The sequence below is a fragment of the Streptomyces scabichelini genome, assembly GCF_011045015.1.
GTDB lineage: Bacteria > Actinomycetota > Actinomycetes > Streptomycetales > Streptomycetaceae > Streptomyces > Streptomyces scabichelini.
Map to the genome: position 1 here is coordinate 24830 of NZ_JAAKZY010000060.1, position 26356 is coordinate 51185.

A 26356-nucleotide genomic window follows, 5' to 3' on the forward strand; every position below is an offset into this window, starting at 1 on the left:
TGGCGCTGGGTGCGGGTTGCCTCGATCGGGGCCGACGCATCGTTCTGCACGGCCTCTGGCTCGGGGAACGCGCGTCGGGTGATGTCGCGCGTCGTCCTGTTCACGCGGCACGTCGCCAAGCGGCGGTCGTTCTGCGCGCCGCTCGGCGACGAAGTCCGCACCGACCCCGGCCTCGCCCTGCCTCGCCCTCTGCCCTGGGATCGGCTGGGATGCGCTGCCGGTCCCAGGGGGCGGCGGTCAGTTGTACATCTCCCAGTCGTACGTGAGCTGGTAGTGAGCTCCCTTCCCCGTGAAGTCGATCGTCTTCTCCGGGCTGTTGGGCTGGCCCGCCCAGCGGCTGTTCGGCGAAGAGATGACGGTTTGGACCGCGACCGGCTTCAAGATCTCGTCGCTCCACACGCGCTTGAGGAGGTCGACGATCTCGCCGAGCACGTAGCTCACGGCGAGCCCGATGGCCATGATGACGGCCGCGCTGGGATCGTCGAGCTTCCCGGTGATGGCTTTGGTGACCGCCTTGGCAACCTCTTCCCTCACCTTGTCGAGCAGGTTGCTGAGGAATTCGGAGATACCGCCCTTGTCGGCGTCCGAGAGCACCAGGATGACGGTGTACACCTTCGGGAATGTCACCTTGCTGTTCTCGGTGAGGCTGAACGTGGTGAACTGCTTCGGCGGCGAGTAAGTGTGCACCTCTCCGGAGTCGAATTGGCGCACCCGGAACTTCGGGACCGGGTGGGTGCCGCCGTCCTCGTCAACGGCCGTGCCGCTCAGGTCGATGTCGTCCTGGCCGATCTCGCCCCCAGTCTCCTTCACGCACTTGATCTTGTGGATCCGCAGCTCCAGGTTGCGCAGCTCGGTGCCGGTCGCCTGCGCCACCGACCCGCTCACGTCACCCACCAGCGAGTGGACCATCCGCTGCAGCTCGGTCTCCGGGAACTTCAGCGTCTCCGGGAACGGCAACCTGCTTATCTGCGCTTCGACGCCGGCCGACGACTTCAGGTCGACCCTGGCGAGGTCGCCGAACCGCTTCGTGCGGGACGTGCTGCCCTTCAGCTCCACCGTGATCTTGTCGACCGCCTCTTTCCGCTGCCCTTCGGGCAGTTCCTTGAAGCGACGGGCGAGTAATTGCTCGGTGGTCGTGGCTGCAGACGGCAGCGGATACTTGGCTGGGTCGCCGTGGTGCGCGGCGACCTTGTCCGCGGCGAGCTGGAATTGCAGCGCGACCCGGTCGGCGACGGCTTTGAGTTTGGCGCTGGGGATGTCGGTGACGACGAGTTCCTTGTTCTCGGCCATGGACGTGTCTTCTCCTGTGGTCGGTGGCTGCGTGACGGGACGACTCTTCTTGACGATGGATGTGGCTGCGGAGGAGGCCGCAGGTCGTTTCCGCCGTGTGCTTGCTCTGTCACCGAGGAGGCGTGAGGTGTCGTCTTACGCGGGAAGATCGGCCCTTACGACGGGCTTTACAGAAGGTCAATGGGGGCGAGGCGTGGTGGGCGAGTGTGCGAGCCGCAGGCGTGGAGCCGGTGGCAGCGGCGCGGGCGCTCCCGTCTCCGGCGTGGCACGGAACGCCTCGATCATGTAGGCGGCGAAGCGGCGGGAAGCCGTGAGCCGGGCGGGCCGCGGCAGATCCTGGACTCCCCGGTGGGCCATGAGCATGAGGGTCAGGTCGTCGACGACGAAGCCGGGGCGCAGCTGACCGGTCTCCTGGGCGCGTCGGGCCAGTTCGGCAACCGCGCTCGTGGTCCGCTCCCGGTCGGCGTCGAAATCCATGGCCTCGGGGAAGGCCGCCATGAAGGCGTCGGCGAACCCCCGGCTGTGCGCGTGGAGTTCGCAGATCCGCTCGATCAGGCTCCGGAGTCCGTGCCACGGGTCCGAGTCCGCGAGGGCATCGCGGACGGCGGCCTGGCAGGCTCGCCACTGCTCGGCGTAGGTCTCCACGATCAGTTCCTGCTTGGTCGGGAAGTGCCGGTACAGGGTGGCCGGGCCGACGCCTGACTGCCGGGCGACCTCGCGCATGGGCGCGTTCAGGCCCTCCTCGCCGAACACCGCGCGGGCGGCGTCCAGGATGCGGGCCCGGTTGTCGCGGGCGTCGGAGCGCACGAGGTGAGGCAAACGGTCGGTCATGGCCTCTCACTTTAGCCAAACGGACGGGGGCGTCCGTTACGGTCCGACGACGGGTGATGCCACAGGTGATGCCACCCCGTACGCAGTACCCGTGACCTGTACGTTCACCACCCCGAGGAGCAGCGATGAAAGCCGTCGTGATCAGGGAGTTCGGAAACCCCGACGGACTGGAGGTCGTCGACTTGCCTGTGCCCGTCCCTGGTCCGGGGCAGGTGCGGATCACCACGGAGGCGATCGGGGTGGGCGGTGTGGACGCCGTGATCCGCCGCGGAACGCTCGCCGGGCTCGGCCTCCGGGAGGGCCACCTCCTCGGCAGCGAGGTGGCGGGAACCGTCACCGCGGTGGCAGAGGGCGTGGACCCCTCGTGGATGGGGCGGCGGGTGTGGGCGTTCACCGGCCTGTCCGGTGGGTACGCCGAGCAGGCCGTCGCCTCGGTCGAGGACGTCCTTCCGCTGCCCGACGGCATGACCGGCGCGGACGCGGTGACGCTCGGCAGCTCCGGCGCGGTCGCCCACTTCGCCCTGGACCGGGCCCGTGTCGCGCCCGGCGAGACGGTGCTCGTGCGCGGTGCGGCGGGCAGCATCGGGATCACCGCGGTCCAGCTCGCGGCCAGGGGCGGCGCGGGCGCGGTGGTGGTCACCACCTCGTCCCAGGAGCGTGGCGCCCGCCTACGGGACCTGGGCGCGACCCATGTCCTCGACCGCTCCGGCGAGGGCGGCCCGGACGCGCCGTCGGGCTTCGACGTGGTGATCGATGTCGTGGGCGGTCCCGAGCTTCCCCAGTTCCTGGACCGGCTGAACCCCAACGGGCGGTATGTGGCGGTCGGCGTGGTCGCCGGGCAGCCGCCCGCGGACTTCGGCATGCGGCTGATCGACGCCTTCCGCAGCTCGCTGTCGTTCGCCACGTTCAGCCTGGACACCGTGCCCGGCCCCGACCGGCAGGCCGTCCGGTCGTCCCAGTTCGCCGCGGCCGCCCACGGGGACCTGCGCACGGTCGTGCACGAGGTGCTCCCGCTGGACAAGGCAGCACTGGCCCACCGCGAGATGGATGCGGGCAAGGTGTTCGGCAGGGTCGTGCTGGCCCCCTGAGCCAGCCGGCCAGCCGGCCAGCTCGCCCGGGGCCGGTCGCCGCGCGTGCGGTCCGTGCGGTCAAATCACTCCGCTTGGGGCCGCTGCGGTTGGCCTCGGTCACGCCCCCTTCGGGAACGTCACCTCCACTCGGCGGTTTTTGCGGCGGCCCTGTTCCGAGGTGTTGTCTGCGATGGGGTAGTCCTCGCTGTAGCCGCGTACCTCGAAGGTGACGTCGGGGCCGAGGCCTGCGGCTGCCAGCTCGTCGTGCACCACTTCGGCCCTGTTCTTGGAGAGGGTCACGCCGTGGGCGTACGAGCCGAGGTTGTCCGTGAAGCCGAAGACGCGGACCTTCGTGGCCTTCTGGGCCTTGATCTCGTCCGCGATCGCCTGGATCCGTGAGCGGGCCTCGGGGTTCAGTTTCGAGCTGTCCTTGGGGAACAGCACCTCCGCCTGGAGCGCGAACGTCACGTCCTCGTTCGTGTCCTCGCGGCGTTCCTCACCGCCGAGGTCCTCGACAACCGACTTGATGTCCAGCACGCGTGCGGGCGCGAGCGTCGCGCCGTCGGCGAGCTTCAGGCCCGGGCTGTTCGCGTCCACCTCCGGTGGTTGGGAGGTGGTGACGCTGCCCGGGGGCTCGCTGGGGTCGCCTTCGTCGGCGTACACGGGGGTGAGGGGGGTCATGAAGACGAGGGTGGTGAGGGCGGTGAGGGTGGTGGCGGTTGCCCTCGCTCGGAAGGTGGAGGGGAGGGGCATGGTTACTCGCCCTCGGAGAGTTCGACGGAGGCCGGGGGCATGGCGCCGACCTGGAAGGAGACCTTGGTGGTGCCTTCGGGAGGGGCCGGGAATTGCGCGTACCAACTCGCCGTAGCACCCGGGCTGATCTGGCCGCTGAACTTCGTACACAGGCAACGCCCCGAGGTATCCCGAAGGATGAGGTACTTCTTCTTGCCCTCGTTGTCGACCAGGCTGGCACCCGACAGGGACCCTCCGTTCGAGCGCAACTCCCGTTCGTCACTCGCCCAGTTGGCACCGAGCCAGGAACGGCTGCCGTCGTTCTTCACATTGCCGGAAACAGTGACGAAGCCACCGGAGTCGCGTTCGGCAGATGTGATCGTGACTGTAATGTCCCCGTCCTTGGCCGTCGCCAACGGATCACCGGACGGCGCTGCAGACGTTTCCTGACCCCCGTCATCGTCATTGCTCGCAGCAGGAGCCGACGAGGGTGACTCCTTGTCAGCCTTGTCGTCGTCACCGCCACCCCCGCCGCAGCCGGCCACCGTGAGGACCAGCCCAGTCGTGATCGCCACCGCGGTCAGTACCGTGCGGCCCTTCATGGTGTGCCGAAGATTCATCGGTCCGGCTTCCTTTCACTCAACCAGATGCACAGAGAACAGCACGGACGCGTCGGGAAGGTCGTCCAAAACGAAATCTTCGGGGTCGATTTCCACGGGGTCGCCGTCACAGTTGAGTTCGACGATGTCCGTGGGGTTGTCAGGTACCTCGAAGTCGCAGCGGGGCTCGATGACTGCCACGGCATTCGCCGTCGCCTGCATGTCCTCTGTGCCCGGGATGATCGAGTCCCCGACCGCGTAGTTCGTCTCGATCTCTACCTCGTAGCCGGGGTAGTCGCCCTCCTCCCAAGGCTGGAACCCCGTGACGCTCGCGTCGTTTTCGGCAGCCAGCTGATTGGCCGCGGCGGCAGCTCCGGCGCCGGTGGCCTCTTCGGGGTCGAGCCAGTCCAGCCAGTTGTCGTCCACGCCGATGGCGCCTTCCAGGCCCTCCATCAGCTCGTCCCGATCCTCTTGCGCAGCCGCCAACGCAGCAGCGTCCGCCGCGGATTGAGCTCCATTCCGCGCGGACGCTGCCTGGGCGAACGCAAAGAGGGCGAACGCGGCAAAGAGCAGAATCCCCGTCAGCCAGATGTAGATCGGGAGAGTCTGCCCTCTGTCGCTGCGTAGGTGGCTACTGCTTAGCCACCGCCTCCACCGATCACGTCGTTCACTGCGTCGCCGATCGCACCCGAGATCAACCCGTCCAACCCCAACTGGTCGATCAACGTGAAGATCCCCGCAATCAAAATCATCAGCCCCGCATACTCCACAAAGCCCGCGCCGCGATCCCGCTCGCGCCCCCGCATCCGGGAGACAACAGTCCGCTTCCACGTCCCGAGCCCGCGCTTGACACCGTCCATCGACATCTTCGCCACCATGGCCACTGTCCTCCCGCCCAAGACCACAACCGTCCCGCGCACCGTACGTGAGAACCCGCCTACTCCGGGTGGGCCCAGGGACCCAACTTCCCGAGATCGGAGTCACCGGTTCCACCCCCCGTGAGCCGTGCCCAGCCAGTAAGCGATTGCTTCGCTGCGCGAAGAACTGTGCAGCTTTGCGAAGATGCGGTTGATGTGGTTCTTGACGGTCTTCTCGCTGATGAAGCAGGTGGCGGCGATCTGCTGGTTGTTCATGCCGGCCGCGATGAGATCCATGACCTCCACCTCCCGTGAACTCAGTCCGAAATCCCGTCGGTTGTGGTCGCCGCGGTGGAGCCCCGCCGCGTAGCCGAGTCGAGCCTTTGACGACTGTGCCACAACTGGTTGCAGCTGCGAAGAGAATTCGTTCGGTTCGTACGAAACGCTGAGCGAATCCGAGACAGATTCCGAGACAGCCGCGGCGGAGGCCGTGAAGGCAGCACGCCCGTCCCTCAAGTCCCGTACCGCCGTGATCAGTTCCTCGGCCGTGAACTCGCCGTGGACCAGATAGCCCACCGCACCCAGGCGCAACGCCTCCGCCACCACCTCGGGTTCACGGCTGTACGTCAGCATCATCACCGGTGCCCGGCGTGCCAGCGAAGGGAGAGCGGTCAGGCCGTCCGTGCCGGGCATGCGTACGTCCAGCAGGATCACGTCCGGGCGTTCGTGGGTCGCGGACGTGAGCGCTTCCGCTCCGTTCGCCGCCTGTGCGACGACCCGGATGTCCGGGTGTGCGCCCAGCAGGGCCGCGAGGCCCGCCCGGACGACCGGGTTGTCGTCGGCCACGAGCACTCGCAGGAGCGGGCCGGGAAGTGCCTGGTCAGGCATGTGCGGCCTCCTCTTGGGGAGTGTGTGAGGGGAGCGGGGGCAGCGGAGTGCCGGACGTTCCCAGGGGGAGGTCCACCTTGACTTCCGTGCCTCCGTGCTCCCCTCGGTGCAGCTGGATGCCCGCGCCTATCGACGTCGCGCGTTCCAGCATTCCCAGCAGACCGAAGTGGCCGGATTTCGTCAGGTGTTGTACGTCATCGAGGGATACGGACGTGCCGGTTCCGTCGTCTCGTACGGTCAGGTGCAGTGTCGAGGTGTTGTCGGATTCGGATTCGGATTCGGCTTCGAGGGTTACCTCCACCGCCGTCGCGTCCCTCGCGTGCCGGTGTGTGTTCTCCAGTGCCTCCGAGAGGATGGCGAGGAGTTGGTCGGCTGCTCCGGGAGGGAGTACGAGGGTGGGGGCTGCCCTGTAGGCGAGCGTCGCCTTGGTGCCCGTACGGGATTCGAAGTCCTCCACCCTGGATGTCAGTTCCGTTCGCAGGTCCGTGGGTGGGCTCGACAGGGCTGTGTGGTGGCGGAGATCCGTCAGGACGTCCCTGGACTCCGCCGCCGCGCGGCGGGCCGCGCTCGCCACCGCCGTCGCCTGGTCCTTCAGCACACGCGGATCCGTGTCGTGGTCGGCGGAGACCGCGAGTGCCTCGGCCGCCAGGGACAGGCCGTGCAGGGTCTTGGCCACCGAATCGTGCATCTCGCGGGCGAGCCGGGCCCGTTCGGACTCGACGGCCTCGGCGACGGCGAGGCGGGAGTTGGCCTCCGCGAGCGCCTGGCTGGCCGTACCGAAGTGGAACATCAGATTGCGGAGGGTTACGCCGATGATGCCGGCCGCGATGCAGAAACCGGCGACGAGGAGGGTGCTGGCGCCGGCGCCGGGGCGGTGTTCCCAGGCCCTGAACACCGTGAGCAGGACGACGAGTTGGAGGCCCGTGAAGATGCCGGAGCCGCGCCAGCCGTACAGCAGGCCGGAGAGGAGGGGGGTGCAGACGGCCGCGTACGCGAGGGGGGAGGCGGGAGATGCCGTCAGCAGGAGTACCGCGCCGAAGACCAGGTCCACCGCCATGAGGGTGGGGTGGGCGAGGAGGCGGGGGGCGAAGCGGTCCCAGTCCCTGAGCATGGCGTACGAGCCCATGACGCCGAGGACGGCTGCCGCGAGCACTCCGTAGCGGGGTGGGCCGTCCGTCGCGTTGGCCATCGCGAAGGGGGCGCCGATCGCGATCAGGGTCAGGCGGACTGCGAAGGCCTGGCGGCACAGGGCCTGCAAGGCGTTGAGTTGAAGGCGGAGGCTGCCAGGCGCTGCCGCGTCCTCTGCGAAGTAGCCTGCGGCTCGCTTGGCGAGGGGGACAGTTTGGACGCTGCGGGTCCGTTGTGGCTTGTCGCGCCGTTCCCCGCGCCCCTGACGGGGCAAGGCAGTTCGGACAGTGCCGGTCCGTTGTGGCTTGTCGCGCCGTTCCCCGCGCCCCTGATGGGGCGCTCCAGCCGAGCTCTGCTTCCATAGGCCAGCCATCTCAACGCCCCAGAATCGAGCCGAAGTTCGTTCCCGACCCCAAGAACATCCCCGTGGCGATGAGGATCATCGTGGCCGGGAGCATGAAGACGAGGGTGACCATCGTGGCCTTGGGGATTGTTTTGGCGGCGCGGCGGCGGGAGTTCTGGGCGTCTGTCCTTCTCATGTCCGTGGCCAGTTGGATGAGGGTTTCCGCGATCGGGGAGCCCAGTTCCTCGCCCTGCTGTAGGGCCGAGACGAACTGGGCTACCTGCTCGGACGAGTTGCGCTTGCGGAGTTCGTCGAAGGCCTGGCGGCGGCTGACGCCCATGTCCATCTGGCGCAACGTGATCCTCAACTCATCCGCCCACGGGCCCTCGTAGTGGTCCGCCACCCGGTCCAGGGCCTGGCGGAAGCCGAGGCCCGCCGAGACCACGACCGCCAGGACGTCCAGGAAGTCCGGGAGGGTGCGGTCGATGACTTCCTTGCGTTCGCGGATGGCCTGCCAGATGAGGGCGTCGGCGGCCAGCAGGCCGAAGGCCAGGGTCAGCACGGCGAACAGGAGCTGTCCGTTCGTGAAGAAGACCAGTCCGAGTACGACGCCGAAGAGGCCGTAGACCGCGCGGCGGGCCGCGTAACGGTTGAGGGTGAGGCCGCCTGGGTTGCCCGCCATGTCGATGCGGCGGCGCTTGGCGTCGACGCGGCGCGGGCCCATCAGGCGCAGGACGAGGGGCGCGAAGCGCATGCCGAGGCGGTCGACGGCGGAGTCGGCCTTCGAGACGCGGGTGGATCCGACCTCCAGGGCGAGGGCCAGGTCGCCCGGGAGCTTGGCCTCCGCGCGGATCATACGGATGCCGAGGAAGAGGCCCGCGACGGCGAGGCCGGTCAGTGCGGCGAGCAGTAAGGCCAGCAACGTAACTCCCCCTCACACTTCGATCTTGCCGAGGCGGCGGATGACGAAGAAGCCGACCGTGTAGAGGCCCATGGCGATGAGGACCAGGACCTGGCCTACCGGGGAGCCTGTCACTCGGGCCAGGGCGCCCTCGTTCGAGGAGTTGATGAGCAAGAGCGAGCCGAGGCCTAGTAGCGGGACCGTGAAGGCGGTCGCGTTGACCTCGGAGAGCATCGTGCGGACCTCGCGGCGGGTCTCCTTGCGGTCCTCCAGGGTCTGGGTGAGGTTCCGCAGGGAGTTGACCACCGAGCCGCCCGCCTTGTTGGACAGGACCAAGGTGGTGACCAGGACTACGAGTTCGCGGGACGGGAGGCGTTCGGCGAGTTCGCCGAGGGTGTCGTCGATGGAGCGGCCGAGGCTCAGCTGGTCCGCGACCCGGGCGAGTTCCTCGCCGGCCGGGGCCTCCAGTTCCTCCGCGGCCATCGCCAGGGCCGTACGCAGGGCGAGGCCCGCGGCGGAGGCGTTGGCCAGGAGGCGGGCCACGTCGGGGAGTTGGTTGATGAAGGCCTCGATGCGTTTCTGGCGCTGGTAGTTGAGGAAGATCGCGGCGCCCCAGACGCCGATCGCGGCCGCGATGGGGCCGAAGAAGGGGGCCAGGGCGGCGGCCGCGATCAGCCACAGCGCCACGACGACGGCAGTGACGTACGTGAAGAACTCGCCCGCCGTCACGTCGAGTCCCGTCGCCGAGAGACGCAGGTGGATGGTGCGGCCCAGGCGGGTGTGGCGCAGGCGGCGGTCGACGGCCGCGAAGCGGCGGGCGCGGCCCGCGGCCGTGCGCAGCGGGCCGCCGGCGAGGCGATCGACGAGGGCCTGGCGCTGGGCGCGTCCGGACGCGTACGTGTGCACGCCCGCGACGGCGAGTGTGCCGCACAGGACGGTGGCGCCGAGGGCGAGCAGGGCGGGGTTGTTCATGACTCGCTCCTCTCAGTCTGGTCTGTCTCTGTCTGGTCTGTCTCTGTCTCTGTCTGGTCTGCCTGGTCCGTCTTGTCTGTCTTGTCTGTCTTGTCTGTCCTGGTGGTGGGGGTCATCCGATGGCCTGCCTCGTCTGGAGTACGTCGATGGCCTCGGCCACGCGGAACGCGGAAGGCAGCGGTTCGCCCGCGACGTACAGCTTCTCGGCGACCGGGCGGGGCAGCGGAAGGTGTTCGAAGTGGCCGTGGACGACGCGGTCGGGGCCGGTGGGGCGAGGGACGAAGCGGGTGACGGGGGCGATGCGGAACTGTTCCCGGCCGTGCGAGACGAGCAGGGCGATCTCGGTGACCTTGCGCGAGCCGTCGGCGTGGCGGGCGAGCTGGACGACCACGTCCACCGCGGAGTTGATCTGGTCCTTGAGGGCCTCGAAGGGGATCTGGACCTCGGACATCGAGCCGAGGGTCTGGAGGCGCATGAGGGCGTCCTCGGCGGAGTTCGCGTGCACGGTGGCCAGTGAACCGTCGTGGCCCGTCGACATGGCCTGGAGCATGTCGAGGGTCTCGCCGCCTCGGACCTCGCCGACGATGATGCGGTCGGGGCGCATACGCAGCGAGTTGCGGACCAGGTCGCGGATGGTGATCTGGCCCTTGCCCTCCACGTTCGGGGGACGGGATTCGAGGCGGATCACGTGCTCCTGCTGGAGCTGAAGCTCCGCCGAGTCCTCGATGGTGATGATGCGCTCCTGGGACGGGATGAGCCCGGAGAGCGCGTTGAGGAGGGTGGTCTTGCCCGTGCCCGTACCGCCGCTGACGATGACGTTGAAGCGGGCCCGGACGAACGCCGCGAGCAGCATCAGCATCTGCTCGTCGAGCGAGCCGAGGCCGATCAGCTCCGGGAGCGTGTACGCGCGGGGGAAGCGGCGGATCGTGAGGGTGGGGCCGGTGAGGGCGAGCGGCGGGATGATGACGTTCACGCGCTCGCCGGTGGGGAGGCGGGCGTCGACCATGGGGTTCGACTCGTCGACGCGCCGGTTGACGGTCGAGACGATGCGCTCGATGGTCTGCATCAGCTGCTCGTTGGAGGCGAAGCGCAGGGGCAGTTGCTCCACGCGGCCCGCTCGCTCGACGAAGATCGAGTCGGGCCCGTTGACCATGATCTCGGTGATGGACGCGTCGGCGAGGAGTGGTTCGAGTACGCCGAGCCCAAGGGCCTCGTCGACGACTCGCCTGATGAGCTGGGAGCGTTCGGAGGACGAGAGGACCGGCCCCTCGCGGCTGATGATGTGCCCGAGCACCCGCTCAAGGCGCACACGCCGCTCGGCCGCCGCGAGGCTGGACATCTCGGCCAGGTCGATCTCTTCGAGCAGCTTGGCACGGTAGACGGCGACGAGGTGGCCGTCCTCACGCGCGGCTCCGCCCTCTTCGGGGGCGGCGATACGGGCCTTGAGGCTCATGTCTTCAACTCCCTTCCGGGGGAGAGTCGTTCGGCATCGGCATCGGCATCGGCATCGGGATCGGGGGTTCAGTCGTCTTCGTCATTGGGCATGGTCGCGTGGCGGACGATGTCCAGGTCGGCCCAGTCGTCCCCCACGAACGGGATGAGGACGGGCACGTCCACGGTCACGGTGGAGGTGGTGGTGTCGCCGCCTCCCTTGGGTGCGGATACGTCCGCGTCGAGCCAGTCGCTCATCGCTGCGTACCCCGCCGCCTCCCCCGCCCCGTCCTGCGACGCGACCCGTGCCGCCGCCCGCGCCCCTGAACCGGCCTGGTTGATCGCGTAGCCGATGAGCCCGAGCTGGATGGCGGCCATGCCGATGATGAGGAGGATGGGCAGATACCCGGCGAACTCGAGCATGGAGACGCCTCGGTCGTCCCGAAGACGTTTCAGACGCTTGAGACGCTTCAGGAGGGGCTTCATCCGTCATCCCCCTCCCCCTCCAGCGCGGCCCCCGCCTCTCCGTCGACGGTCCAGTTCACGTCGAAGCCCGGGAAGAAGAGGGGTACTTGAGCCCTGACGCTGGCCTTCATGACCGCCCCGTCCACGGAGCAGCCGATCTGGGCGCCGTCCCAGGCACCCGGCAGACGCTCGCTGCCCGCGTCCTGGCAGGCACCGCCGTACGCGCCCGGAGTCACCGCGTTCGCCGCCGTGGCGGCCCTGGCCGCCTCATCCGCCGCGTTCCCCGCCAGCGAGTACGTGTAGCCGTACAACACGCACTGCCACAGGATCGTCATCACGACCAGCAACAGCGGGAACATCCCCGCGAACTCGAGCGTCACCGCGCCCCGGTCGCCGCCCTTGCGGCGCAGGGCCAGCGCGCCCCGGTCCGAGGAGGACTTGCGGCGCTTGCCGCCGCCCCCTTCCTTGGTGGCCACCAGGCCCAGCTCCCCCGCAAGACCCCACAGCGCCTGCTTCACGGTGGAGCGTGCGTCCAGGTCCTGCATGCGGCCCGCGTCGACCACGGACTGGAGTTCCTTGAAGGCGGCCGGGACCGCGGTGTGGGCCACCTTCGTGCCGGTGACCCGTTCGACGAGGGACGGCTGGATCTCCGTACCGCGGGAGAAGCGGTTGACGACCGTCAGCGTTTCCTCCGCCTTGCGGATCTGGAGGCGGTCCCACATGCGGACCATGCGTTTGGCGGCGCGGACGGCGACCACGTCGGGGGTGACGAGGAGGAGGGCCTGGTCGGCGAGTTCGACGGCGGCGGCGGTGGCCGAGTTCATCTGGGCGCCGCAGTCGACGACCACGATCTCGTAGCGGGAGCGCAGGGCGTTCAGGATCAGGCGGGCCGCCCGGTCGGTGATCTCCTCGCCGCGTTCGCCCTCGGCGGGGGCCAGGAGCAGGCCGAGCCCGGTGTCGTGGGTATAGACGGCGTCCTGGAGGACGCGTGGGTTGATGTCCGCGATACCGGCCAGGTCGGCGACGGACCTGCGGAACTGGACGTCCAGGTACGAGGCCACGTCTCCCGACTGGAGGTCCAGGTCCAGGAGAGCGACCGTACGGCCCGACGCCCGTGCGGCCAGCGCGAGCTGGACCGCCGTGACCGTCGCGCCCACGCCGCCCTTCGCCCCGGTCACCGTGACGACGGTGCCGCCGGGGCCCGCGTACAACTCCGGCGTACCGCTGCCGAGATGGCGCCGCATGCCGAGCGACCACGCCGCGGCGGCCTGGACGCGTTCGGCGAGGGCGTCGTAGCCGAGAGGCAGGCCGATGATGCCGCGGGCGCCGGAGTCCATCGCCGCGGTCAGTACGCCCGTACTGGTGTCGGCGGTGATGAGGACGACCCCGACCGCCGGGAACCGCATCACCACGTCGCGGACGACGTCCAGCGCCGGCATCGGGCCTATGCGCTCGTGGACCAGGACGACCTCGGGCAACTCGTCGAGGGACTCCGCCGCGAGCCGCGCCAGGGTGTCCTGGAGCGCCGTGGTGTCCGGGACCGGCGCCGCGGGTTCGGCGTCGGGGAGCTGGCTCAGCAGCGTGGTGAGGGCGCGGGCGGAGTCGATGTCGCCGACGGCCGGCAGGATGCGGATGGTCATCGGCCGGTCCCTCGGCCGGGCTTCGTGGGCTCCGACACAGGCTCTGAGCGCATCACGGCCTCCTACTTGTCCTCGTCGAGGGTGTACGAGCGGTCGTCGGGTGCGACGGCGGTGTCGGAGCCGCCCGCGACCAGGGCGAGTCGTACATGGGTCGCGAACGACTCGGCGTACGCGACGCGTTGGGTGTCGGCGGTGTCGAGGGCGAAGGTGATCGGGACCGCCTCGGTGGCGGTACGGCGGCGGTCGTCGCTGTTCTGGGACGGGTCGAGGGCGGTCAGCTTGCCCACGTCGATGACCCTGGCGCCCTCGACGATGACCTTCGACTGGTCCTTGCCGGCGTCGTTCTCGGCCTCGAACGTGGCGTAGATGTTGACCCGCGCACCCGGGTTGATCTTCCCCGCCACACCGGTCGCCGCGTCGATCATGATCGCGATCTCCTGCTGGCCGGCCTCCAGCTCGGGCCGGTCCACGATCATGTCCGTCTGGAGCAGCGAGCCCTTCTCCAGCCGGGTGACCGCGATCTTCCCGCGGATCTCGGACAGGTCGGTGACGGCGGTCGACGACAGCCACCGCTCGGGCATCGAGACCTTCTCGAACTGGTCGGACGTCAGCTCACGGTAGGGCGCGACGTCGCTCTTCAGGCGGTACGCCGCCACCTCTGGGCCGACCTTCGAGTTCACGTCGCGGATCACCGAGAGCACTCCGGCGAAGGCGCCCAGGGCGCACAGGACCGAGAGGACCAGCAGGATGACGCCGCGGCGCTGGCGTGAGTTCATGACGCGGACAACCTCGATCGGGGGGCGGGGACAGCGGGGGTCGGGCGGTTGTGCCTGGTGCTCGGCTTCTGTGCTTGGTGCAGTTGCTGTGGCTCTGGCTCTGGCTCTGGCTGTTCAGGTGTACGTACGTGACTTACGTAGTGCTCTGCGGCTTACGTAGTGCCTGGGGGCAAGGCGCGTACAGAAGAAACTGCCCGTACCGCGGCGTTCGGAAGCTCCGGTGGCGGAGGCAAAGGTGCCGCACAGAAACCGCAGCGGTCACCGATGAGTTCAAGGCCGCACCAGTGGCACTCCTCGCGCCGTACGGACGAGACCAGTTGGTAGAGCACGGACACGTCGTGCAGTCCCGCGGCGAACTCGGCGACCTTCCCCGTGCCCCACCAGCGCGCGGACTCGGCGGGCAGCGGCACGGTGGCGACGCCCTGTACGCGCCAGGCGGGCGCGAGGGTCGCGGTGATCCAGTCGCCGGGCAACTGCCCGGGCGCGACGAGCATCCGCGTGCCGAACTCGGGCCCGTTCAGCTCCTCTTGACCATGGCCGACACGGATGAGCTGCGGCCGCGGATTGGCCAGTACGGCGAACTGGGCACCCGGCACCCACGACTTGGCGTGGGACTTCAGGGACACGGGGATCCGGTCGAGCTTGGTGACCGAGCCGAGCAGGGCGCCCGCGTAGATGTAGTGGGCGAGCAGACGGGCGGAGGAGGCGAGCACACCCGGGCTGAAGTCGCAGACGGAGAGCTGGCGCAGCTGCTGAGCGAGGAGGGCGAGGCCGAGTGGCGGCAGGTCGACGCCGATCAGTGCGATGCGGTCGCTCTCCAGGACGGAACGCACGGCGTGCAGCCGCCGGGGGACGTCGACGGGTACGGAGGACGGGTATAACGCGATCACGTATCCGTGCTGCTCGATGAGCGTGTGCATCCCCGTGATGGAGCTTTCGAGGCTGTCGAGGGGCTGGACGACGGCGGGCGGCGTCTGCCGGTCGTGCGGGGGGAGCACCAGATCGGAACTGGTGACGGCTATCGCGGTCGGCACGCTGCACACCACCCCGTTCACTGTGGCGGGGGTGGTCGACCACCGCCTCAGATCGCCCCTGTGACGTCGCCCTGTGACGTCATCTTGCAGCAGAACCATATCCACGGCATGGCCCGATCAACACCGAATCTCCGAGATCAACTCACCGAAGGTGCAGGGTGATCCACACAGAGTGAAACGCATATGCCTCAAGTCGGGTGTTGTGCAAGGGGTTTGAGGTCGGCGTGTCCGAAGTCGAAGCCGGGCGAGAGGTCTTGACAACTCGATTGGTCTGGACCAGCTTGTACGTCCAGCGGTGGCCACCGTTCCCCCACACCTACCCCCCACCGGAGGCCGAAGTGAACCGCGTACCAGGCATGCCCAGATGCACCTTGGCGGGAGCCCTCGCGGCCGTGCTCACCGCGTCCGCCCTCGTCCTCACCGGCCTGGCGGGCCAGGCGACGGCGACGAAGGCACAGGCGATCAAGGAATCGCCGAGCGACGCATCCGCGAACGAGGCCGCCGCCCTGCCCAAGCACGCCGTGACCGGCTACTGGCAGAACTTCAACAACGGCGCGACGGTCCAGAAGCTCTCCGATGTCCAGTCCCAGTACGACATCATCGCCGTGGCCTTCGCGGACGCGACGGGGACGCCGGGCGCCGTGACCTTCAACCTCGACTCGGCCGGGCTCGGCGGCTACGGCGTCGACCAGTTCAAGGCGGACATCAAGGCCAAGCAGGCCGCGGGCAAGAAGGTGATCGTCTCGGTCGGCGGCGAACGCGGCGCGGTGTCGGTGAACGACTCGGCCTCGGCCACGAACTTCGCGAACTCGGTGTACGCCCTGATGCAGGAGTACGGCTTCGACGGCGTCGACATCGACCTGGAGAACGGCCTGAACGCGACGTACATGACGCAGGCGCTCAAGTCCCTGTCCTCGAAGGCGGGCGCGTCGCTGGTCATCACCATGGCACCGCAGACGATCGACATGCAGTCGACGTCGAACGGCTACTTCCAGACGGCCCTGAACATCAAGGACATCCTCACGGTCGTCAACATGCAGTACTACAACAGCGGTTCGATGCTGGGCTGCGACGGCAAGGTGTACTCCCAGGGCTCGGTGGACTTCCTGACGGCCCTGGCCTGCATCCAGCTGGAGGGCGGCCTCGCCCCCTCCCAGGTGGGCCTCGGCGTCCCGGCCTCCCCCAGCGGCGCGGGCAGCGGCTACGTCTCCCCGTCCGTGGTGAACAACGCCCTGGACTGCCTGACGAAGGGCACGAACTGCGGCTCCTTCAAGCCGTCACGCACGTACCCCGACCTGCGGGGCGCGATGACGTGGTCGACGAACTGGGACGCGGCGGCGGGTAACGCGTGGTCGAACGCGGTGGGGCCGCACGTGCACGCGCTGCCCTGACGATTGCCCTGCCCCAGACGGAAGCCCGGCGGCAGAACGGCCCGCATACGCGCGCCACCGCCGGGCTTCCATCTGCCCCGACCAACGATTGGAAGATCCAAACCTTCCCATCACACCTCAGCGGCCAGTTCGAACCACACCACCTTCCAGCCGGGGGTTCGGGAGCGGCCGGTGAGGGGGTAGCGGCCCCAGGAGTCCGCCAAGGCTTCGACCAGGTACAGGCCTCGGCCGAAGTCCTCGTCGGGCGTGCGGCGTAGTGGGACGGGGAGTTCCGGGTGGTCGTCCATGACTCCGATGCGTACGACTCCGGCGCGGGAGCGGAGTCTGACGGTCACCGGGCCGTCGGAGTGCTTCACCGCGTTCGAGACCAGTTCCGAGGTCAACAGCTCTGCGGTGCCGGCCAGTTCGAGGGAGCAGCTGTAGACCGTGCTGTACGCGGAAGGGCCCGTGCCCCAGCTCGACACCGTGCAGATCGACAACTCGCACGGGCCCGACTTCCTGCATGCCGACACCCAATTGGCGAAGTACCGTGCCCACTTGGACTGGATGGAACGCATCGCCCTGTCGCCAAAGGCGTCACGCGACTACATCCGCGATATCGCCAACAGCCTTTGAGGAGAAGCCAGATGAACGACATCACCTGGGACGAGCCCTTCTGCGGGGAGGGAAACTCCTGCTTCCGCCTCGGCACCGACAACCACGACAACGCCTACATCGCCATAGCCGGCGCCGAGGACGTTCTACCTCACCGACACCCGCGAAGCGCTCCGCATCCTCATCCGCGACATCAAGGCGGGCAAGGCAGATCACCTCCTCTGACGGCCCGCACCGACAGCCGGTTCGGAAACGGTGAAACATTTCCCGGGGGTCACCGCATCAATGAAGTGAGGGCGGCGGTTCAGGGATCGCCAAGGGATCACGGGGGGCGTACGCATGAGGCACGGGCGCGCTGACGGCTACGCGGAGTTCGCCGCGGCGCGGGCCGGGCATCTGTACCGGTCGGCCTGTCTGCTCACCGGCGGGGACACCCATCTCGCCGAGGATCTCGTGCAGGAGACGCTCGGGCGGCTGTACGTCAGCTGGCGGCGGGTCTCCCGGGCCGACAACCCCGCCGGGTACGCCCAGACCGTCCTCACGCGTACGTTTCTTGCCCACCAGCGGCGGCGCAGCAGTACGGAACGTGCCACGGACGTCCTGCCCGACCTGCCCGATCCGTACAGCGCCACCGCCGACGCGCCGCTGCGGCTGACCCTCGTCGAGGCGCTGGGGCGGCTGCCCGTCAAGGACCGGGCCGTGGTCGTCCTGCGGTACTGGGAGGACCGCAGTATCGAGGAGACCGCCGACGCGATGAACGTCAGCCCGGCGGCGGTGCGCACGCGCTGCGTGCGGGCCCTCGGGCGGCTGCGGGTGCTCCTCGGTGACGGGCTCAGCGAGTACGCGCCCTCCTGAACGGTCCCGGCCAGGCCCGGCCCTCTCGTCCTGTCCCAGTTTCCCCAGTCCCATTCCGACGACCTTGCGAAGACGGTGGTTTGCCATGCCCGCTGAAGACCACGAGAGCCACGACGCCCACACCGACCCTTTCGAAGACCGGCTCGGCCTCGCCATGCGCCAGGCCGGCGGCTCCTTCGAGACCGACCGGAGCGCCCTCGCCGCCGGCGGCGCGGTACGCGGCCGCAGGTTCCTGCTGCGGCGCCGGGCCGCCGTCGCGGGAGGCGTGGCCGCCGTCGCGCTCGTGGGGGTGGGCGGGACGCTGCTCGTGCCCTGGGGCGGCGAAGCCGATGGGCGGCAGTCCGTGGCCGCCGGCCGGACGACCCCGACCGCTCCCACCGAGAACGCCGGCCAGGTCTCCGGCGCCGACCTGGTCCGAACCCTCAAGAGCCTGCTGCCCGAGGGCGAGTTCAGCGAGGAGCAGGGGCGGGACACGGGTGCGGAGTCGCTGCCGTACGCCCGGGTCGTGTTCGACGACGGCAAGGGCAAAGGTGCCGTCTCCGTCAGCCTGAACCGCGTCGAGCCGGGGAGCGAGCAGGCCCGCCAGGTGACCGAATGCCCGGACAAGGCGCTGGTGCCGTACGACCACTGCACCACCAGCGAACTGGCCGACGGCTCGGCCCTCAAGCTCTTCCAGGGGTACGAGTACCCGGACCGCCGCGTGGACACGAAGTGGTGGACGGCCGACCTCGTCACCCCTCAGGGGCAGCACATCAGCGTGAGCGAATGGAATGCCGCGGCGGAGAAGGACGCTCCGGTCAGCCGGGTCAACCCGCCCCTGTCCACGGACCAGTTGAAGCAGGTGGTCACCGCCGCGGCCTGGCGTGCCGCCGTCGACGCCATCCCCGAGAACCCGAAGGCCCAGGCCCCGGGGACCACGCCGAGCACGCCTCCGGGTGCCGACGGAGCCGCGGTCGGGCAGACGCTCGCCTCCCTGCTCCCCCAGGGCGTCGAGGTGGTCTCGAAGGGCGGCCAGGAGACCGAGTACGCGAATGTCGTGGTGGACGACGGGAAGGGGAAGAGCCTGGTTCAGATCAACGTGCAGCACGGCATGTCGGATGTCGAGGACCAGCTCTTCGGGGCCGACGCCGAGACCCTGCCCGACGGAACGAAGGTCGCCACGCATCAGGGGCCGGGCGAGAAGGGCGGGGCCGGGGTCGTCATGTGGACGGTCGACACCATCGGGACCGATGGCATGCGCGTGGTGGTCAGCGCCTTCAACTCCGGTACGCAGCACGACGCCGCGACCCGCGAGACACCCGCGCTCACGATGAAGCAGCTCAGGGACATCGCCACGAGCGCGAAGTGGCGACAGCAGGGGTGAGACGCCCAGGTCAGAAGAACTCCGACCACGGCTGGTCCCAGATCTGCTTCACGCACAGGACGATGAAGATCAGGCCCGCGATCACCAGCATGGCGTTGCTGAGCATACCGTTGCGCCATTCGGCGGGCGTGCGGGATGAGTTGAGGAGCCAGACCAGGGTGAGGGCGAGGAAGGGGAGGAAGGCCGCGCCCAGGACGCCGTACAGGATGATCAGACGGAAGGGCTGGCCCTCGAACAGCAGCACCATCGGAGGGAAGGTCAGCCACAGCAGGTACGCGCGGAAGGGCCAGGACTTCTCGCGGGCGCCGGACGCGATCTCCTCGCCGGTCACCGCGCGGCGCGCCCGGTAGCGCTCGACGAAGTCCGCGAACATCAGGCTGACGCCGTGCCAGACGCCGATCAGCGAAGTGAACGACGTGGCGAAGAAGCCGATGAGGAAGAACTTCGACGTCGCCGTGCCGTACTCGTCCTCCAGGATGTCGCCGAGCTGGACGAGGCCCTTGTCGCCGTCGGCGATGGCGACGTTCGAGGCGTGGAGGAGTTCCGCGCCGACGAAGAGCATGGCGATGACGAAGATGCCGGTCGTGGCGTACGCGACGCGGTTGTCGAGGCGCATCACCTTCATCCAGCCGGTGTTCGTCCAGCCCTTCGCGTTGACCCAGTAGCCGTACGCGGCAAGGGTGATGGTGCCGCCGACGCCGCCGATCAGGCCGAGGGTGTTGAGGATGGAGTCCTTCTCGTCGGGGAGGACCGGGAGCAGGCCCGCGAAGGCGTCGCCGAGGTTCGGGGTGACGCGGATCGCCAGGTAGACGGTGACGACGAACATGACGCCCACCAGGACCGTCATGACCTTCTCGAAGACCGCGTACTTGTTGAACCAGACGAAGGCCAGGCCGACCAGTCCGCTGAGGATGGCCCACCACTTGAGGTCCATCACGTCCGGGAAGAGGGCCTGGAGGGGTAGTCCCGACGAGGACATGGCCGCGGCGCCGTAGACGAAGCCCCAGATCACGACGTAGACGACGAAGAACCAGGACGTCCAGCGGCCCAGGCTCGCCCAGCCCTCGAAGAGGGTGCGGCCGGTGGACAGATGCCAGCGGCCCGCCGCCTCGGCCAGGGAGATCTTGACGAGACAGCCGATGATGGCGGCCCAGAGGAGGGTGTAGCCGAAGTTCGAGCCCGCGATGAGGGTCGCGACGAGGTCACCCGCACCGACACCGGTGGCGGCGACCACGATGCCGGGGCCGATGTACTTCCAACTGGATTTACGGGGGCTGGAGATGGCCTCGCCTGTCGCTGTCTTTCCTGTCTTTGCCGTGTTTCCCGTGGTGTCCGCCATGCCGATCAAGAAATCGCAAAGTGGGCGATGGCACAAGAGGGCATGCGGTGAAGGAAATCCGGCCGTACGCCCATCTAATTTCGGCCTGGTCTTGACCCGGTCATGCCAGACCTCCACGATGAGCGCCACACCCGCACACAGGGACCTGTCGGCCACTTCGACGACAGGCCCGGGCACGTCGCACTGAACCACCCCCCGCTCCAATCCCCACATTTCCGGAGACCCCGGAAACCCTGGAGAACCTAGGAGACTTCATGCGGCTACGCACGAGAGGCAGACGCGCCGCCTTCCTCGCCACCCTCCTCGCCCTCGCCCTCGCGGCCCCCATCACCGCCACGACCACCGCCTCCGGCGCGCCCGGCGAGGCACCGGCGGCCGCGTCCGGCGCCGACGACGAGATCCGCCAGTACGAGATCCATCTGCACCACAGCACCGCGGCCACCCGCACGGCCATAGCCAGGACGGGCGTGTCGGTGGACGAGGCCGACGAGGAGACCGTCGTCGTCTCGGGCCGCGCGTCCCAGGCCAAGAAGCTGAGCCAACTCGGTTACGAGGTCTCGCCGCTGGGCTCGGCTCCCGACCGTTCGAGCAGCGCCGACGCGGGCGTCCTGGACTTCCCCTCCGCCGACTCGCGCTACCACAACTACGCCGAGATGAACACGGAGATCAGCCAGCGGCTCTCGGCGTACCCGAACATCATGAGCAGGCGCGTGATCGGGAAGTCGTACCAGGGCCGGGACATCGTCGCCATCAAGATCAGCGACAACGTCGCCACCGACGAGTCCGAGCCCGAGGTCCTGTTCACCCATCACCAGCACGCGCGCGAGCACCTCACCGTCGAGATGGCGCTCTATCTGCTGCGTGAGCTGGGTGCCGGGTACGGCTCCGACTCCCGGATCACGAACCTCGTGAACAACCGCGAGATCTGGATCCTCCCGGACCTCAACCCGGACGGCGGCGAGTACGACATCGCGACCGGCGCCTATCGCTCGTGGCGCAAGAACCGCCAGCCCAACAGTGGTTCGTCGTACGTCGGTACCGATATGAACCGCAACTGGAACTATCGCTGGGGCTGCTGCGGCGGGTCCTCCGGTTCCACGTCCTCGGAGACCTACCGGGGTGCCGCTCCCGAGTCCGCTCCCGAGGTGAAGGTCGTCGCCGACTTCGTGCGCAGCCGGGTCGTCGGCGGTACGCAGCAGATCAAGGCGGGCGTCGACTTCCACACGTACAGCGAGCTGGTGCTGTGGCCCTTCGGCTACACCTCCGCCGACACCACGACGGGGATGACGGCCGACGACCGCAACGCCTTCGCCACGGTCGGCGGGAAGATGGCCGCCAGCAACGGCTACACGGCCGAGCAGTCCAGTGACCTCTACATCACGGACGGCTCGATCGACGACTGGCTGTGGGGCAACCAGAAGATCTTCGGCTACACCTTCGAGATGTATCCCTCGTCCAGCTCCGGCGGCGGCTTCTACCCGCCCGACGAGGTCATCGAGCGCGAGACGTCCCGCAACCGGGACGCGGTGCTCCAGCTGCTGGAGAACGCGGACTGCATGTACCGGTCCATAGGCAAGGAGGACCAGTACTGCTGACGGACGTGTGAGGGTGCGCCCCGGCCTGCCGGCGTGCGGCGCACCCTTACTCCTGGAAGTACGTGCCTACTCCTGGAAGTACGCGTCCAGGACCTCGTCCAGCTCCGTTTCCCACTGCTTGACCTGGCCGCGGGACGGGATCGCGATCTCGACCGGGTACCAGCGGCGGTCGGGCGTGTGCACCGTGACGGTGAACCAGCGGCCGAAGCGCGACGTCTCCGTCTCGACCGCGCCGATCTCGTCCCAGCGGAACTCGGCCTGCTGGTCGTCCAGGCGCAGTCGTACGCCACTGTGGTCGGCGGTGATCTTCGCGCGCCGGTCGGACACCTCGAAGACGGGACCTTCGGGATCGGCCTCCTCCTCGGACGACGCCGACTCTTCGGCCTCTTCGGCGGGGGTCTTGTCCCCGGCCTTGTCCGCCGCCTCGTCGTCGGTCTCGTCGGCCTCGTCGTCGGCATGGTCGGCAGCCGTCTCTTCGGAGACGGCCTCTTCGTCTGCCGCGGTCTCCTCGACCGCGTCCTCCGGCTCGGCAGGGCGCGGGCCCGTGATGCCGGGGACGAACGCCGGGTCGGCTGCCGCGCCTTGCAAGGGCTGGATGCTGGGTCCTATGCGCTGCTCCACGGTGGGCAGTATGGTCGACGATCCTGTGCCTGGAACAGTCGGGCCCCATTCTCCTGTGCGTCTGTCTGTGGGTCTGTCCCCTTTGTCGTCCTGTAGTCCTGCCGTCCTGCCCCGCAAGGGAACCAGGGAACCAAGGTGCCGCATGGCGGCGTGGACTGTACGGGGATTGCATCGCGGACGTCAGGGGGCGGGACGTGAGCGGCGTTTCAGGCGGAGGCTTGGACGGGGGCCGACGTGTGCTGCCCCCCGGAGCGGACGATCCCGAATCCATCGGGCCGTACCGCGTCCTGGGGCGGCTCAGCACCGTCGGCATGGGCCGCGTCCATGTCGGGCGCTCGCCCGGCGGGCGGCTCGTCGCCGTCAAGACCCTGCTCGCCGAAGGTGAGGTGAGCGACGCAGCCCGCAGGCGGTTCGCCCGCGAGGTGAGCCTCGCACGGCGGGTCGGCGGCCCGTACACGGCGAACGTCGTCGACGCCGCGCCGGACGCCGAACGGCCCTGGATGGCCACCGAGTTCATCCCAGGACCCTCGCTCCACGACCTGGTGCGCCTCTGCGGGCCGCTGCCGTCCGACGCCGTGCTCCGGGTGGCGGCCGGTGCGGCGGAGGCGCTGCACGCCCTGCACGAGGCGGGCGTCGTGCACCGGGACGTCAAACCGGGGAACATCCTGCTGCCTGCGGACGGTCCCCGGCTGATCGACTTCGGCATCTCGCAGGCCACCGACATCACCCGCACGACGCTCACCCTGGGGACGATCTCCTACACGTCCCCCGAGCAGGCCCGCGGCGAGGAGTCGACGGCCGCGTCCGACGTCTACTCGCTCGGTGCCACCCTCTTCCACATCGCCACCGGCCGTCCGCCGTACCGGGACACCGGCGACACCCTGCGGCTGCTCGGCCAGGTCGCACGCGGCGACCTCGACCTCGCCGGGCTGCCGCCCGAGCTGGAGCCGCTGGTCATGCGCTGCCTGCGCGACGACCCGGGGCAACGCCCCCGGCCCGGGGAACTCCTCGACGAGTTGGCCCCGGTCGTCGCCGCCCGACAGGCCGCGACCGGCGGCGCGCCCTGGCTGCCGCCGGAGTGGCTGCGCCTGATCGAGGCGTACGAGACGGAGGTGCGCGCCCTCGGGGAACGGGGCCCGGCGGTCCCGGATCCGCGTGCGCCCGGCCGACCGGGCGGGGGCTCCGATCCGGCGGACCCGGCGGCCACAGCGTTTCCAGCACCCCCGTCGACGCCTCTGCCGGAGCCCGCGGCGGCCCCGGCTGTCCTGGCGTCCCCGGCCGGCGACGCTCCGACGCGGGACCTGCGGGCGGCTCCAGCGCCGGATCCACGGCTGCGCGTGAGCGGCCCGCCGCCCCGGCCCTTCGGGCGCGGGCCGGGCGGACCGGGGAGGAGGTTCTCGGGTGTCTGGTGGCTGGTACCGCCGGTCGTCCTGAGCATTCTGGCCGCCCTGATCGTGCTCTGGGTGGTGCCCGGCCGGGACAACGACTCGGCCGCCGCCGGCGGCTCGCCCGCCACCGTGACCGCGACGGCCACGCGCACCACGGAGAACTCCCCGACTCCCACATCCGACCCGACGGCCCGGGCCTTCGCGGCCGTGCGCACGGGGGACTGTCTCGACGCCTACAAGAACACCTTCACGGGCAGGTGGAGCGCCGAGATGCCGAAGCGGGTCAACTGCGCCGCCTACGAAGCCCATGTGAAGGTGACGTCCACGAACAAGGACGACGGCACCGACTGCCCCCGTGGGCCGGACCGAAGCCATTGGCTGTACGACAGCGGCGCGGACACCAAGATCCTGTGCCTTGAACGACAGTTCTCCCCCGCCAGGTGTTTCCCCGCCAGGAGCTCGGGCGACGACGTGGAAGGCGATCTGATGGCCTCCTGGGACTGCGACAAGGGGGACCAGCTGGCGCTCCCCTACGAGTTTCTGATGCAGATGACCGGCCTGAACCAGGGGTCGAGCGGCGACTGCTCGTCCGATGACGGGCACCGCTACTGGAAGTGGATAGTGCAGGGCGGGGAGGCGCACATCTGCGCGTGGCGGCTCCCGCCCGGCTACCCGGAGACGAAGAGCTAGCGCGCCGGAAACGGTCCGGCCGCCCGGCCGCGTGGGTCGGGCGGCTGGGCGGTCGGGCCGTTTCAGGCGCGCTGTGTCGCCGCTCTATACGAAGACGCTCAATACCGCCGCCACCACGAACCCGGCCACGGACAGCACCGACTCCAGGACCGTCCAGGTCTTGAGGGTGTCCCGTTCGGAGAGGCCGAAGTACTTGGCCACGATCCAGAAGCCGCCGTCGTTGACGTGCGAGGCGAAGATGGAGCCCGCCGAGATCGCCATGATGACCAGGGCGATGAAGGCCTGCGAGTGGTCGCCCTCCGACAGCAGCGGCGCCACGATGCCCGCAGTCGTCACGATCGCGACCGTCGCCGAACCCTGGGCCACGCGCAGCACCAGCGAGATCAGGTACGACAGGACGAGCACCGGCAGGCCCACGTCGTTGAAGGTGTCCGAGAGGGCCTGCGCGACCCCGCTGCCCTTGAGCACGGCGCCGAAGATACCGCCCGCGCCGACCACCAGCAGGATGTTGCCGACCGGCTTGAGGGAGGCGGTCGACACGGTCTCCAGGGACTTGCGGGACCAGCCGCGGCGGATGCCGAGGAGGTAGTACGCGAGCAGCAGCGCGATGGTGAGCGCGACGAAGGGGTGGCCGAAGAACTCGATCACGCTGCGGCCCGTGGAGGGGTCGAAGGCGATGGAGGAGAACGTTGACAGGAGGATGAGGAGCAGCGGGGTGCCGATGATCGTGAAGACGATGCCGAGCGGGACCGGCTTCTCCGGGGGCGTCACACCGTCCTTGCGCTGCTCTTCGGCGAGCGCGGCCTTCGCCTCGTCGGCGGCCTCGACCATGTCCTGCGGTACGGGGACGAAGAGCCGCTGACCGATCCACGCGGACCAGGCCCAGGCGGCGAGTACGGCGGGGATGCCGCAGACGATGCCCATCAGGATGACCCAGCCGAGGTCGACCTTCAGCAGTCCGGCGGCGGCGACGGGACCCGGGTGCGGCGGCAGGAAGGCGTGGGTCATGGACAGTCCGGCGAGCAGCGGCATCGCGTAGAGCACGATCGACTTGCCGCCGCGCTTGGCCGCCGCGTACACGATCGGCGCGAGCACGAAGATGCCGACGTCGAAGAAGACCGGGATGCCGAAGATCAGGCCGGTCAGGCCCATGGCGAGCGGGGCGCGCTTCTCGCCGAAGAGGCCCAGCAGCCGGGAGGCCAGCACCTCGGCTCCGCCGGAGACTTCGAGCACGGCGCCGAGCATGGTGCCCAGGCCGATGATGATCGCTACGTGTCCGAGGGTGCCGCCCATCCCGTCTTCGATGAGCGAGACGGCTTCGGACCGCTGGACGGTGCCGAAGAGTTCGGTGACGGAGAGGCCGGCCGCGAGGCCGACGGCTATCGATACGGCGAGCAGGGCGACGAACGGCTGGAGTCTGACCTTGATGATCAGGAAGAGGAGCAGAACGATGCCGAGGGCTGCGATGGTCAGCAGGCCTGCTGTGCCATCGATGAGCAGGAGCAGGCCGCCGGTGTGGGGTGGGGTTTCGGACATTTGGGGGTCCTCTGGGTGGGGGCATGG

Annotated in this window: 25 protein-coding genes and 2 pseudogenes; 8 read left to right on the plus strand and 19 right to left on the minus strand. The window is 69.1% G+C overall.

Features of this window, described 5'->3' with window-relative positions; genetic code table 11:
• Positions 1 to 237 precede the first annotated feature (237 nt).
• Together G5C60_RS20205 and G5C60_RS20210 are read right to left on the minus strand one after the other, a co-directional pair.
• Positions 238 to 1290 (minus strand): hypothetical protein, encoded by a 1053-nt coding sequence (locus G5C60_RS20205; protein WP_165261264.1) that lies wholly within the window; start codon positions 1288 to 1290, stop codon positions 238 to 240.
• A 177-nt stretch (positions 1291 to 1467) separates the two neighbouring features.
• Positions 1468 to 2121: a TetR/AcrR family transcriptional regulator gene (locus G5C60_RS20210; protein WP_206439759.1), complete on the minus strand. Its 654-nt coding sequence runs from the start codon at positions 2119 to 2121 to the stop codon at positions 1468 to 1470.
• Positions 2122 to 2246: 125 nt separating this feature from the next.
• On the opposite strand from G5C60_RS20210, the gene G5C60_RS20215 reads away from it, so the two are divergent.
• Positions 2247 to 3209: a zinc-dependent alcohol dehydrogenase family protein gene (locus G5C60_RS20215; protein ID WP_165261266.1), complete on the plus strand. Its 963-nt coding sequence runs from the start codon at positions 2247 to 2249 to the stop codon at positions 3207 to 3209.
• 99 nt (positions 3210 to 3308) lie between these two features.
• Here G5C60_RS20215 and G5C60_RS20220 read toward each other — a convergent pair whose 3' ends face one another.
• The 13 genes from G5C60_RS20220 to G5C60_RS20280 all read right to left on the minus strand — a co-directional run bounded on the left by G5C60_RS20220 (position 3309) and on the right by G5C60_RS20280 (position 14957).
• On the minus strand, positions 3309 to 3944 hold the full coding sequence (locus G5C60_RS20220) for an OmpA family protein (protein ID WP_206439760.1): 636 nt from the start codon (positions 3942 to 3944) through the stop codon (positions 3309 to 3311).
• 2 nt (positions 3945 to 3946) lie between these two features.
• Complete coding sequence (locus G5C60_RS20225) at positions 3947 to 4543, minus strand: hypothetical protein (RefSeq protein WP_165261268.1); 597 nt, start codon at positions 4541 to 4543, stop codon at positions 3947 to 3949.
• Between the two features lie 15 nt (positions 4544 to 4558).
• Positions 4559 to 5119, minus strand: coding sequence for a pilus assembly protein TadG-related protein (locus G5C60_RS20230; RefSeq protein WP_165261308.1), 561 nt, complete (start codon positions 5117 to 5119; stop codon positions 4559 to 4561).
• 41 nt (positions 5120 to 5160) lie between these two features.
• On the minus strand, positions 5161 to 5400 hold the full coding sequence (locus tag G5C60_RS20235) for a hypothetical protein (RefSeq protein ID WP_241266936.1): 240 nt from the start codon (positions 5398 to 5400) through the stop codon (positions 5161 to 5163).
• Positions 5401 to 5502: 102 nt separating this feature from the next.
• Positions 5503 to 6267, minus strand: coding sequence for a response regulator transcription factor (locus tag G5C60_RS20240; RefSeq protein ID WP_165261270.1), 765 nt, complete (start codon positions 6265 to 6267; stop codon positions 5503 to 5505).
• Positions 6260 to 7768 (minus strand): sensor histidine kinase, encoded by a 1509-nt coding sequence (locus tag G5C60_RS20245; protein WP_165261272.1) that lies wholly within the window; start codon positions 7766 to 7768, stop codon positions 6260 to 6262. The genes G5C60_RS20240 and G5C60_RS20245 overlap by 8 nt, the downstream gene beginning before the upstream one ends.
• A 1-nt stretch (position 7769) precedes the next feature.
• Positions 7770 to 8660, minus strand: coding sequence for a DUF5936 domain-containing protein (locus tag G5C60_RS20250; protein WP_165261274.1), 891 nt, complete (start codon positions 8658 to 8660; stop codon positions 7770 to 7772).
• Between the two features lie 12 nt (positions 8661 to 8672).
• Positions 8673 to 9611 (minus strand): type II secretion system F family protein, encoded by a 939-nt coding sequence (locus tag G5C60_RS20255; RefSeq protein ID WP_165261276.1) that lies wholly within the window; start codon positions 9609 to 9611, stop codon positions 8673 to 8675.
• A gap of 112 nt (positions 9612 to 9723) precedes the next feature.
• Positions 9724 to 11064 (minus strand): TadA family conjugal transfer-associated ATPase, encoded by a 1341-nt coding sequence (locus G5C60_RS20260; protein WP_165261278.1) that lies wholly within the window; start codon positions 11062 to 11064, stop codon positions 9724 to 9726.
• A gap of 68 nt (positions 11065 to 11132) precedes the next feature.
• Entirely contained in the window at positions 11133 to 11528 is a 396-nt protein-coding gene (locus G5C60_RS20265) for a TadE family protein (RefSeq protein ID WP_420907392.1), read from the minus strand.
• Positions 11525 to 13147 carry a CpaE/TadZ family protein gene (locus G5C60_RS20270; RefSeq protein WP_165261282.1) on the minus strand — a complete coding sequence of 541 codons (1623 nt, stop codon included), beginning with the start codon at positions 13145 to 13147 and terminating at the stop codon, positions 11525 to 11527. The genes G5C60_RS20265 and G5C60_RS20270 overlap by 4 nt, the downstream gene beginning before the upstream one ends.
• Before the next feature lie 62 nt (positions 13148 to 13209).
• Positions 13210 to 13923, minus strand: coding sequence for a Flp pilus assembly protein CpaB (cpaB, locus tag G5C60_RS20275; RefSeq protein ID WP_165261284.1), 714 nt, complete (start codon positions 13921 to 13923; stop codon positions 13210 to 13212).
• Between the two features lie 152 nt (positions 13924 to 14075).
• Complete coding sequence (locus tag G5C60_RS20280) at positions 14076 to 14957, minus strand: hypothetical protein (protein ID WP_338145871.1); 882 nt, start codon at positions 14955 to 14957, stop codon at positions 14076 to 14078.
• Between the two features lie 356 nt (positions 14958 to 15313).
• On the opposite strand from G5C60_RS20280, the gene G5C60_RS20285 reads away from it, so the two are divergent.
• Positions 15314 to 16348: a chitinase gene (locus tag G5C60_RS20285; protein WP_338145872.1), complete on the plus strand. Its 1035-nt coding sequence runs from the start codon at positions 15314 to 15316 to the stop codon at positions 16346 to 16348.
• Positions 16349 to 16458: 110 nt separating this feature from the next.
• Here the strand turns inward: G5C60_RS20285 and G5C60_RS52185 are convergent, their stop codons facing one another.
• The gene (locus tag G5C60_RS52185; RefSeq protein ID WP_338145873.1) at positions 16459 to 16812 is read right to left on the minus strand and encodes an ATP-binding protein; all 354 of its coding nucleotides are present in this window, start codon (positions 16810 to 16812) and stop codon (positions 16459 to 16461) included.
• On the opposite strand from G5C60_RS52185, the pseudogene G5C60_RS52190 reads away from it, so the two are divergent.
• From G5C60_RS52190 to G5C60_RS20305, 4 genes and pseudogenes are all read left to right on the plus strand, one after another.
• Positions 16775 to 16963, plus strand: a pseudogene (locus G5C60_RS52190) (Scr1 family TA system antitoxin-like transcriptional regulator); the annotation flags it as partial. The gene G5C60_RS52185 and the pseudogene G5C60_RS52190 sit on opposite strands and share 38 nt — an antisense overlap.
• 11 nt (positions 16964 to 16974) lie before the next feature.
• A pseudogene (locus G5C60_RS52195) lies at positions 16975 to 17167 on the plus strand (hypothetical protein).
• A gap of 114 nt (positions 17168 to 17281) precedes the next feature.
• Entirely contained in the window at positions 17282 to 17797 is a 516-nt protein-coding gene (locus tag G5C60_RS20300; protein WP_165261290.1) for a SigE family RNA polymerase sigma factor, read from the plus strand.
• Between the two features lie 85 nt (positions 17798 to 17882).
• Complete coding sequence (locus G5C60_RS20305; RefSeq protein WP_165261292.1) at positions 17883 to 19160, plus strand: hypothetical protein; 1278 nt, start codon at positions 17883 to 17885, stop codon at positions 19158 to 19160.
• Positions 19161 to 19170: 10 nt separating this feature from the next.
• Here G5C60_RS20305 and G5C60_RS20310 read toward each other — a convergent pair whose 3' ends face one another.
• Positions 19171 to 20499 (minus strand): Nramp family divalent metal transporter, encoded by a 1329-nt coding sequence (locus tag G5C60_RS20310; RefSeq protein ID WP_165261294.1) that lies wholly within the window; start codon positions 20497 to 20499, stop codon positions 19171 to 19173.
• Between the two features lie 254 nt (positions 20500 to 20753).
• Between G5C60_RS20310 and G5C60_RS20315 the strand changes: the two genes are divergently transcribed.
• Positions 20754 to 22094, plus strand: coding sequence for a M14 family metallopeptidase (locus G5C60_RS20315; RefSeq protein ID WP_165261296.1), 1341 nt, complete (start codon positions 20754 to 20756; stop codon positions 22092 to 22094).
• A 66-nt stretch (positions 22095 to 22160) separates the two neighbouring features.
• Here the strand turns inward: G5C60_RS20315 and G5C60_RS20320 are convergent, their stop codons facing one another.
• Positions 22161 to 22715 carry a hypothetical protein gene (locus tag G5C60_RS20320; RefSeq protein ID WP_165261298.1) on the minus strand — a complete coding sequence of 185 codons (555 nt, stop codon included), beginning with the start codon at positions 22713 to 22715 and terminating at the stop codon, positions 22161 to 22163.
• Between the two features lie 236 nt (positions 22716 to 22951).
• Between G5C60_RS20320 and G5C60_RS20325 the strand changes: the two genes are divergently transcribed.
• Positions 22952 to 24793 (plus strand): protein kinase domain-containing protein, encoded by a 1842-nt coding sequence (locus G5C60_RS20325; protein ID WP_165261300.1) that lies wholly within the window; start codon positions 22952 to 22954, stop codon positions 24791 to 24793.
• Between the two features lie 84 nt (positions 24794 to 24877).
• Here the strand turns inward: G5C60_RS20325 and G5C60_RS20330 are convergent, their stop codons facing one another.
• Positions 24878 to 26329: a GntP family permease gene (locus tag G5C60_RS20330; protein ID WP_165261302.1), complete on the minus strand. Its 1452-nt coding sequence runs from the start codon at positions 26327 to 26329 to the stop codon at positions 24878 to 24880.
• Positions 26330 to 26356: the final 27 nt, after the last annotated feature.